The sequence below is a fragment of the Paenibacillus sp. P4_E11 genome, assembly GCF_056401635.1.
The window spans coordinates 1-9,276 of sequence record NZ_JBFUIX010000140.1 but is presented as its reverse complement, the minus strand read 5'-3'; the positions used below and the strand labels follow the sequence as shown (position 1 = coordinate 9,276).

Sequence of the window (9,276 nt, the reverse complement as noted above, 5' to 3'; positions counted from 1 at the left end):
GTCGTATGTCCGGACGGAAACGAATAGTCTTTCAACGGGCTAATGACGATCTTGGCCTGCCGTATGACTGCGTATGGTCTGGGTCGGCGCATCTTTTTCTTCACTATGACCGCAAACACATGACTGACGGAAAGTGCGGCCAAACTTTTCCACCCTGTCGTTCTCCATGGCTCCGGTGCGAACAGGATGAAGGACAGTGTGGCCACAATCGTGAACGTTGCCCCACCCAAATGGGTAATCCAGCTAAGCAGCCGGCCAAGCACAGAATGACTAATGTTATGATTGCATTTCAGAAATAGTTGAGTATCCTGTTCCCTCAACCACCGGTATAACCTATTAGTCAAGGCATACCCCTCCCTCTTGAAATTCGTATGTTTTGTCGCCCGTAATGGGACCTTGTCCAACCTTATTCAGCACATCTTGTATGATCATATCGGTTGCCAGTCTGCGGCGAACGTCTCATACCAGCTCACGTTCACGGACACCACATGCTGCCGGTGTTGTTACACAAAGGGACCAGATCATTCATTAGACGTTAAAACTTCTAAGTTCACTTCATTCCAAGGGAAAAAAAAATTAGCCTACAATCTTTGAAGGAGACGCTTGCAGACTAATCTCTTTACTATGTTCACTTTTTGAGATTGTTTTTATAGTTGGCCTCTTGCTCAGCATTGGCCTTAGGAATATTCATGCCTTTTTCCCAAATAATCAGCCTATCGTTTTTATTATTTCCTTCGTAATAGAGGCTTGTGATTTCTTTACTCAAGTTAGGCTCATGCACCGACGTCCATTTCTCGGGTATTGCCACATTGCCGACGTACTGGTCGGTATTCAATCGCCTATGCTCATAGATCCGGGTGGTGCTCGAGGTATCGCGACTGTGGGAGGATACGCGGCTCACATAGCCCTTCACGTTGGCTGAGATCCTATAATGAATGGAACCATCATTCATTTGATAGACATCGCTGATCGTCACGTCACGGCTGGAGACGGGGAAGTCTCTACTTCCGAAGAGGTAATAAGCGCCGAGTAGAATCACGACGGAAATCAACACACTAATACTGGCTACCTTCCATTGTCTGCGTTTGATTTTTTTCAGAAAGTTAATCTGTTTGGGCGGGACTACATTAATACCTTTCGTCTCCCTCGTCATATTATCTAATGCCTTCCTGCAATCGTTGCAGGTAGCGAGGTGATTTTCAATAGCCTTATTCGTTACGTCACTGGTCAGCCCTTCAATATAATTGGGCAGTAGATCTTGCACGATTATGCAATTTAATCTTTGTTCCATTCTGATCGTCCTTTCATCATTTTTTGTTTGCCGCGGTAAAAAGTCACTCGAGCCCAGGTTTCGCTTTGTCCCAAAATATCGCCAATTTCGGCAAAACTTAACTCACCAGAAAGGCGTAGATACATAACTTCTTTCGTGGTCTCGTCCAATCTATGCAACATTCGAAACATGGCAAGCTTTTCTTCATTTTGCAAAACATCGGTTTCTAAATTTTTTGTGGAGCGAATTGGGATTTCTAGCTCTTCCATCGAAACGGATTGTGTTTTTTTATTTTTGTCGAGCTCTCTATACCACGCTCGTTTTGCGATTTGGCATAACCAAACAGAAATTTTACAGTCGCCACGGAAGTTATGAATGGTATTCAAAGCCTGATAGAATGTTTCCTGCGTAAGTTCTTCGGACAAATCGGCATTCTGCGTGATGCTGAACAAATATTTATAAACCGTTTGAGCATATGTCTCATAGAGATGCTCAATACTTTCCATTCGTACACCTCCCACTACATAAGTACGGAAAAACATGATTTCGTTACAAGGTGTTATTAAAAACATTTCAGATCATCGCTTGTTAAGAATACCCTAAGATTGTTGACTTTTCATCCAAACCTGACATGAAGCGCTTTCTTTTCAGTTTGCGAAGTAGTTGCGTCCGTTACAGTTAGACTAATTGCGATCTCGTAAGACTCGATAGCCGACATGGCTTAGCTAGCAAAGGAGACGGACTAAGATGTTATGGAAGAGTATAGTCGCTACGATTCGGTCGTCTCCGTTATTCATATTCCTCATCCTGTTAGGTGCCGTCTTTGAAATCTTGTTCCGTTACCTCTCCTCCCTTAGCTACAAATACTTGATAGATCTGGCCCTGCTGCCCCGAGACGGTAAGGCTCTAGCGATCATTATCAGTGTCTTGCTGATTCTGGGATTGATTAACGTGCTGATCGGCATCTCCAGCGATTACGCCAAAGCCCGACTGGGCTCGAGCTTTCTGTTCAATCATCGGACCCGGCTGTTTAAGCATATGCAGCTGCAGTCCCAACGCTTCTATGAGCGGTTCGGGGTCGGCGATCTTCTCGCCCGATATACGGATGATATTCCCACCATTCAGACAGCCGTACTCTATATACTGACCGGAGGATTCCTCTCCGTTACTAGCGTCATCGTCGGACTCTCCATCCTCTTCACGATGGAATGGAAGCTGACTCTGGTGACCTTAGTCGGCTCTGCGCTCTTATTCATTCCCTTCCGGATGTTGAAGTCACGTTCTCTTGCCCTAGGCAACGCCTATTATACGCAGCTGGACAAGTTCAACGGATCGATTGATGAGAATATGAAGGCGTACCGCGTTATTCGCGCGTTTGATCTACGCCACAGCATGTTAGCGAAGATCGAAGGTAACCTTCGGACGATGCTCTCGATCGGCGTGCAGAGGAACTTCGTCAGCTCGAATCTGACCCGGCTGCCAATGCTCGCCATCTCGATACTGACCGCCGTCATTCTAGCCTATGGCAGCTATTTGACGTTCGACGGGAGCCTCACGATCGGCGAATTTATCGCCTATAACTCGATTTTTTTCACGGTCGGCACATCTATGTTCGGCCTGACCTCCGTACTGCCCTATATCCTATCCGCCCGGACGAGCCTGGAGCGCGTGCAGCAAGCGATGGACTGGAAGCCTGATGTGATCGAGCGGGACGGACCGAAGCTGTCTCCTATCCGCTCGGACATCGCGCTCCGTGACGTCACTTTCGCCTATGTTCCTGGTGAGCCAGTGTTGCAGCACCTGGACCTCACGATTCCGGTGAGCGGCTATACTTCAATCGTCGGCTCTAGCGGCTCCGGCAAAAGTACGGTGCTGCAGCTGCTGATGCGGTTCGCCGACCCTCAGAGTGGAGTCGTAACGTACGACTCTCAGGATATTCGTGAAGCCCAATATGCGTCACTGCTTCAGCAGGTAGGGGTAGTCTTCCAGGACTCCATCCTGTTCCACGCTACGATCAGGGACAACATTCGCGTCGGCAAGCCCGATGCGAATGAGGCGGAGATCGAGGAAGCCGCTAGAGCGGCTGGCATCCATGAGACCATAGTTGGGTTTCGAGAGGGTTATGATACCCTTGTCCGTAATTACGGGGATTCCCTGTCCGGAGGGCAGCGACAGCGGATCGCGCTCGCCCGGGCTCTGCTGCGCAAACCGCGCATCCTGTTCCTGGACGAAGCCACATCGGCCCTCGATCCCGATACCGAACGATCCGTGAATGAGACGATCCTGTCGCTCTCGAGCAGCATATCGATCGTATCGGTCACGCACCGATTGGCTTATGCCGCCATGTCCGACCGGATCATCGTCCTGGGTCAAGGGACCGTAGCTGAGAGCGGAACGCATGATCATTTGATCGAGCAAGATGGCCTATACCGCCGCATGTGGGAGAAGCAACAAGGGTTCATGCTGGCACAGGGCGGAGCCAGCGCGCAAGTACAGTCGGATCGACTGCGCAAGCTCCCCTTCTTCCGAGATATCGAACTGGGCGCTCTGGAGGAGATATCTCAACTCTTCGTCACGGAGAAATTCGAGGCGGGAACGACCGTCGTAGAGCAAGGCGACCAAGGGGATAAGTTTTATTTGATTGCGAGAGGCCGAGTGGAAGTCATCATCGCAACAGGGACAGGTGAACGCCGCAAAGTAGCCGTGCTGGAAGACGGGGATCATTTCGGGGAAATTGCGCTCATGCAGCACATCCCGCGGACCGCCACCATCGTCACAGCCACGTCCTGTTGGCTGCTGTCTTTGTCGTACGACCAATTCCATCCGCTCTTATTGCGTTATCCCGCTATCCGGGAAGGGCTCGAAGCTACGTTAAGATCACGAATGCAAAGGAGAGAAAAGTGATGCTGCAATGGATGACCGCCAGCACGGAGCAGATGAAAGAGGATGGAGTCCGGTTCATATGCCGGCACGCAGAGGATTTGGGCTTGCCGTACAAGTGGAGCACGACTATGAGTTTGCTCTATAAGTCTCTCTACGATTCCGGCTTCATGATCGCTCTGGATGAGGCTCGGCAAGTCCGAGGCGTCTTGGCCTATATATTTGGCACGGGGAAAGACCAGAGTGCCGATCAGACCCGGGTCGAAATCGTGCTGCTCTATATCGATGGCGAAGCCCGCTCGGGTACGAAGCTCGTGCAAGCCATAGAGGCCCTTCTCGAGCGAGAGACGGAGCTGCCGCAGCCGATACAAGAGTTTGAATTTTATTGCCCCTCGACTGACGCCAACAGAAGACTCTTCGGCCATTTTGCAACGCTCCGCGATACGAAGATGCATCCCTGCGGCCTGCTCGACTGTTACGTCACGATGCCCGATCGATTAAGGCAATATGTAGCTTCGATCTCTTCACGCTGGAAGTAAAAAGAAGCCAGCATCTCTGCTGGCCCCCTTCTCATCTAATACATGGTGTTAATCGCGAATGATGTTTCCGTCTGCGTCTCTAGGAATTAACTCCGGTGTATCTGGCATATTGCACCCAGATTGTCCCATGTTCACTCACCTCCCTTTATGAATTTAACACTACTATACGCAATGAAATTAGAAATAACAAGTAGTTTTTCAATATTTTTCTATTAAATACAATAAGAGGTGAACGGTCCGATGATACGATTCGAAGTTTGCTCGACTACTAGCCAATGGAGCCGCTTTACGGATTTCTATATCCAGCACCGAACACGCATTATCCCCTATTATCGGGTAAGTCTTGCCGTGAGAGATGTCACTAACTATATGAATCAAGGCCGGGCTGCCCTCATCCTGAACGAGACTGATGAGGTCGTAGGAATCGGAAGCTTCGTTCTGGGACTGGCGGATGATGAGTATAAGGACAAACACATCGCGGTACTCGGCAATAGCTGCTTCATAGAGGAATATCAGAATAACAGGACGTTCATTCGTGGCTTGCAGAAGTTGGCCGAGCAGATCGAAGACGCGAACCCCCATGTACTGGAAGTACGGATCCCCACACCGGCCGATAATACATACACGAACCGCTTATATCGCAAGCTCACGGACAACCTCCACTCGTTTGATTCCAATTATGGAAAAGTGAACGTCTACTCCATGTCATTTCGCGAATTTGCCGACTTCTGTAATCGTTATCGCTGATGCAGCCATCAAGCGGATTGGAGAATATCCGGATAAATCGGAGAGCCACGTTCTGGGTATTACTCGGACTACACATGGGATTCGTCCTGTTCCTCGCCGTCTGGCTGTTCATGGCCGGTATCTCACTCATGAGCTTCAATGACGTCGACGTATTCAGGAATACGTTCACTTGGATTCTAATCTTCTACTTGCTATCCTATCCGCTCGGACTACTAGTGACCTTGATCACCAGCTGGGTGCAGTATAATCGCAAGCGTTATAAAGCGGCACTCCTCTGGAATATCTTCCCTGTGCTGTGGATCATCAGCGTGTTCGTCCTTCTCGCATACGTTAATTTCTCTTGAAGGAAAATCCTCAAAAACAAACAGACATCTTTGCACAATCTATTTGTGCGAAGATGTCTGTTTTTCGTACACTTAGGACCATTTCCAGTTCGATATTCGAATCAACATGCGTGTCACACTGACGGAACGCTTATATCCAAAAAATATGAAGGATCAAGAAGAACAGTTGGAGAAAATGATTACCAAACAAATTCAGAAACAATTTGGTGACCTCATCCTGAAAATAATAGAACACCGCGTTTTTCCAATCGGTCTCGGGATTTATGCACGGGCTAATGAATACAAACGGTATAAAAGCGTGGAGGAACAGTGGGGTGAAACGGTCGCCGGTAATTAAACCGATTGGAAGGTCTTTTCCTAGAAAATCGCACGCTCAATAATACGCCCTGATCAGTGTGGTCGCCGCATGAACTATATCCGCTGTAGGGTTGCCTGCACCTATAAAACGCGAGGAAATACAAAACCCTTCCAAGAGCACAAATAGTTGCCTGGCAAGAAGGCCAGGTGACTTCAAGCCAGCTTGCTCGCAAATAGATTCTAAGCGTTTCGAAATGGATTGCTTATGTTCAACTGCCGCTTGGTTCACCATATGTTCAGGAAACGGAAATTCGACGGCAACGGCTTGATACAGACAGAACGTAGACTGTGTGGATAATGAATGTTGATTCGCAACGGATTCGAATATGGCGATGAGCTGCTGCTCCGGTTCCGTTATTCCATGAATCGTGTTCTCGAACCATTCCCAGTACAACTCGCTGGATCTCTCCAGAATAGYAACGATCAGGTGATCTTTGGATGGAAAATGTTTGTACATCGTCATCTTTGTAATGCCCGATTCGRCAGCAATCGTATCGACTCCAACTGAATGGAAGCCTCTTTCAAAAAATAATCGGCTTGCGGTAACCAGCAATTGCTCGCGTGCCGCTGATTTCTTTTCATTCGATTTGTTCATTAATGATCGTCACCTCACATGCTTGACATTATACAGATCGGTATATATACTGTCAATGTAGTCGAAATTATACTGACCTGTATGTATACTAAGGAGGAGAGCAAATGAAAATCGGATTTATCGGTTCGGGAAATGTTGGGCAAACATTGGGGCGTTCACTCGTCAAAGCGGGACACGAAGTCAAATTAGGTGCAAGGAATCCAGGGAAGTTGAATGAGTGGCTAGAGTCATTTAGCCAAGATGAGAAAGCAAGCGTCGGTTCTTTCCAAGAGGCAGCAGCATTTGGTGAGATTGTGATTAACGCGACTCCAGGTAGCGCCTCTCTCGAAGCCTTACATGCAGTAGGCCCACAAGTATTAAAGGGAAAAATACTTATCGATCTTGCCCTTCCTCTTGATTTCTCAAATGGTGAACTGAGTCTGTCCGTAGTCAACACCGATTCATTAGGAGAACAGATTCAACGTGCCTTCCCGGAGACCAAAGTGGTGAAAACATTGAACACCGTAACTTCCACGATCATGGTGGATCCGCTTAGCCTTGCGGACGGTCAGCACGATCTGTTCATAAGCGGGAATGATGAGGATGCCAAAAACCAAGTCATTGGATATTTGAAGGAATGGTTCGGCTGGAAAAGCATCATCGATCTGGGCGCCATCTCTTCGGCGCGYGGCACCGAAATGCTGCTTGCTCTGTCTTCCAGGATATATGGGGCTGTTGGACACCCGAATTTCAGCTTCAAGATTGTACGATAAACCCAATTATTGATTATAGAGATGAGTTTAGTTAGCACGTAGGGCGGGCAGGTAGAGAGGTTACGATCGCTGACGCTTCTCCACTCCCTCTACCTGTCCTTTCCTTGTAGCGTGCTCCGCCAATATTGTGAAGCACTTCCCATGTTAGAGGAGATTTACTATCTCAAATGGATGAAACGAGTATTTTTCCCCACACGAATGGCACACAAACTGGATGGAATCATTATTTTCATAGGCGTGTTTCAACTCTTCTCTGCCCAAGGCATACAGCATAGGCAGGAACAGTTGTTTGGAGCATTCACAAGACAACTGGATAGGATCAATGCTTAGAATATCAATATTTTCGAACAATATGTGAATTATATCTTTTAACGCCTTACTGTTCTCAATAGCTGCAAATTGCAGTTGATGATCCAAAATGAGTTTTCTAATTCGATTTAGAAGACGAGCAGGCGCACCTGGGAGCAATTGAGCCACCACTCCTCTGCTAATAACAACCTCATCCCTTTCATTAAAGACGAGAGTTGTCGAGAAAAATGAAGGGGTTTGTTCACTTTGTTTGAAATAATGAGAAAAATCATCCACAATATTTCCGTAAGGCATGTCTGTAATCCCCGTAAAGATATGGTTCATTCCTATGTCCTTCATGACTTGAATACAACCTCTCTTGCCGATCAATTGTTCCATTGATACCTCGTCCATATATTCCGAAGGAGCATTTAACAATTCTTCACTCATATAGCCGCGCACATTCCCGGTAGAATCGACATCGGCAAAAATACAATAATTCCGATTGCTAGCTTTCACTTTAAGACTCACCCTCTGGTTGTCCTTTAATAATCCCGAGACTAAACTAGCGACACATATCGTATTGCCGAGTACGGTTCTCAACAGCTTATTCAGATTTGGTTGATTACAGAGGGCTCCGATAAGATCTGTATTCTCAACAAACAGGATACGAACTTGTTTATCGTAGGCGAGTGTTTTGATGATGTAATTGTCCATTTGTATTGAATTCCCCCCATTACTTCTAAAACAGATTGCTTTACTTGGTCGCTTCCTAGTATAATTCCTGACGTAACGTCAGATTCAAGTTATGTTTTCTACGAAGAGCCAACTCTGTTAGAGGCCTGGGAGGGATTGCTATGAAACAACGAAGTTTGAAAATAGGAGAATTGTCTAAACGAACAGGACTAACCATTCGGACGTTGCATCACTATGATCAAATCGGTTTGTTCTCGCCTTCTCGGCTTACCGAAGCCGGCCATCGCCTATATACAGACGCTGATATTTCTCGGTTGCATCAGATTATCTCGTTGAAGCAGTTGGGATTTGCCCTTGAAGATATTAAAGGCATGATGAATAACCACGATTATAACCCAATCGAGGTGTTGAATCTGCAGATCTCCCGGTTAAACGAGCAGATCGACAATATGGTGGAACTCCGCGATCAAGTACAGCACATAGTTGGGCTGCTACACTCAGGGCAATCGGTATCGAGTGAAAGGTTTATGATGGTCATGCAAATGATGAGAATGTTACAGAGTCCACACTTTATGCCGGGACAGGTTGAAGATATGTGGAATCGGTTCAAAACAAGCAAAGCGGATGAGCTTAGCAAACGTTATGCGGAAGGAATGCAGCTCATAGCCGAATTCCGAAGATTAATGAATCTGGGTAAGCTGCCGTATGATCCGGAAGTAGCTGGGTTAGCTGAACGTTGGAAGCATGAAATGGACTCATTCGCCCCCGCAGACGATCAACTTATTCAATCGGCGGAAAGGTATTACAG

The 9,276-nt window shown here is 47.2% G+C and carries 11 protein-coding genes and 1 pseudogene; 7 read left to right on the top strand and 5 right to left on the bottom strand.

The window, feature by feature from the left end:
• From AC1DWB_RS29155 to AC1DWB_RS29145, 3 genes are all read right to left on the bottom strand, one after another.
• The coding region (locus AC1DWB_RS29155; RefSeq protein WP_477544607.1) for a phosphatase PAP2 family protein at positions 1 to 344 on the bottom strand (344 nt) is incomplete at its 3' end.
• A gap of 284 nt (positions 345 to 628) precedes the next feature.
• Positions 629 to 1,291 (bottom strand): zf-HC2 domain-containing protein, encoded by a 663-nt coding sequence (locus AC1DWB_RS29150; RefSeq protein ID WP_477544606.1) that lies wholly within the window; start codon positions 1,289 to 1,291, stop codon positions 629 to 631.
• Positions 1,276 to 1,776, bottom strand: coding sequence for an RNA polymerase sigma factor (locus AC1DWB_RS29145; RefSeq protein WP_477544605.1), 501 nt, complete (start codon positions 1,774 to 1,776; stop codon positions 1,276 to 1,278). The genes AC1DWB_RS29150 and AC1DWB_RS29145 overlap by 16 nt, the downstream gene beginning before the upstream one ends.
• Before the next feature lie 241 nt (positions 1,777 to 2,017).
• On the opposite strand from AC1DWB_RS29145, the gene AC1DWB_RS29140 reads away from it, so the two are divergent.
• The 5 genes and pseudogenes from AC1DWB_RS29140 to AC1DWB_RS29120 all read left to right on the top strand — a co-directional run.
• Positions 2,018 to 4,174: an ABC transporter transmembrane domain-containing protein gene (locus AC1DWB_RS29140; RefSeq protein ID WP_477544604.1), complete on the top strand. Its 2,157-nt coding sequence runs from the start codon at positions 2,018 to 2,020 to the stop codon at positions 4,172 to 4,174.
• Complete coding sequence (locus tag AC1DWB_RS29135; RefSeq protein WP_477544603.1) at positions 4,174 to 4,689, top strand: hypothetical protein; 516 nt, start codon at positions 4,174 to 4,176, stop codon at positions 4,687 to 4,689. The genes AC1DWB_RS29140 and AC1DWB_RS29135 overlap by 1 nt, the downstream gene beginning before the upstream one ends.
• Positions 4,690 to 4,929: 240 nt before the next feature.
• On the top strand, positions 4,930 to 5,436 hold the full coding sequence (locus AC1DWB_RS29130; protein ID WP_477544602.1) for a hypothetical protein: 507 nt from the start codon (positions 4,930 to 4,932) through the stop codon (positions 5,434 to 5,436).
• Between the two features lie 74 nt (positions 5,437 to 5,510).
• A complete protein-coding gene (locus AC1DWB_RS29125) occupies positions 5,511 to 5,780 on the top strand; it encodes a hypothetical protein (RefSeq protein WP_477544601.1) in 270 nt (89 codons plus the stop codon).
• 91 nt (positions 5,781 to 5,871) lie between these two features.
• Positions 5,872 to 6,117: pseudogene (locus AC1DWB_RS29120) on the top strand (Ger(x)C family spore germination C-terminal domain-containing protein); the annotation flags it as partial.
• 36 nt (positions 6,118 to 6,153) lie between these two features.
• On the opposite strand, the gene AC1DWB_RS29115 reads toward AC1DWB_RS29120, so the two are convergent.
• Positions 6,154 to 6,732: a TetR/AcrR family transcriptional regulator gene (locus AC1DWB_RS29115; protein WP_477544600.1), complete on the bottom strand. Its 579-nt coding sequence runs from the start codon at positions 6,730 to 6,732 to the stop codon at positions 6,154 to 6,156.
• A gap of 104 nt (positions 6,733 to 6,836) precedes the next feature.
• On the opposite strand from AC1DWB_RS29115, the gene AC1DWB_RS29110 reads away from it, so the two are divergent.
• Positions 6,837 to 7,484, top strand: a complete 648-nt coding sequence (locus AC1DWB_RS29110; RefSeq protein ID WP_477544599.1) for an NADPH-dependent F420 reductase — start codon at positions 6,837 to 6,839, stop codon at positions 7,482 to 7,484.
• A gap of 144 nt (positions 7,485 to 7,628) precedes the next feature.
• On the opposite strand, the gene AC1DWB_RS29105 is transcribed toward AC1DWB_RS29110, so the two are convergent.
• Complete coding sequence (locus AC1DWB_RS29105; protein ID WP_477544598.1) at positions 7,629 to 8,489, bottom strand: Hsp33 family molecular chaperone HslO; 861 nt, start codon at positions 8,487 to 8,489, stop codon at positions 7,629 to 7,631.
• Positions 8,490 to 8,629: 140 nt separating this feature from the next.
• Between AC1DWB_RS29105 and AC1DWB_RS29100 the strand changes: the two genes are divergently transcribed.
• On the top strand, positions 8,630 to 9,276 hold a 647-nt coding region (locus tag AC1DWB_RS29100), incomplete at its 3' end, for a MerR family transcriptional regulator (protein WP_477544597.1).

What these genes read in the sequence shown, in the direction of transcription:
- AC1DWB_RS29145 (WP_477544605.1), bottom strand. Translation starts at nt 1,776, where the DNA reads ATGGAAAGTATTGAGCATCTCTATGAGACATATGCTCAAACGGTTTAT.
- AC1DWB_RS29130 (WP_477544602.1), top strand. Translation starts at nt 4,930, where the DNA reads ATGATACGATTCGAAGTTTGCTCGACTACTAGCCAATGGAGCCGCTTT.
- AC1DWB_RS29150 (WP_477544606.1), bottom strand. Translation starts at nt 1,291, where the DNA reads ATGGAACAAAGATTAAATTGCATAATCGTGCAAGATCTACTGCCCAAT.
- AC1DWB_RS29125 (WP_477544601.1), top strand. Translation starts at nt 5,511, where the DNA reads ATGGGATTCGTCCTGTTCCTCGCCGTCTGGCTGTTCATGGCCGGTATC.
- AC1DWB_RS29140 (WP_477544604.1), top strand. Translation starts at nt 2,018, where the DNA reads ATGTTATGGAAGAGTATAGTCGCTACGATTCGGTCGTCTCCGTTATTC.
- AC1DWB_RS29135 (WP_477544603.1), top strand. Translation starts at nt 4,174, where the DNA reads ATGCTGCAATGGATGACCGCCAGCACGGAGCAGATGAAAGAGGATGGA.
- AC1DWB_RS29105 (WP_477544598.1), bottom strand. Translation starts at nt 8,489, where the DNA reads ATGGACAATTACATCATCAAAACACTCGCCTACGATAAACAAGTTCGT.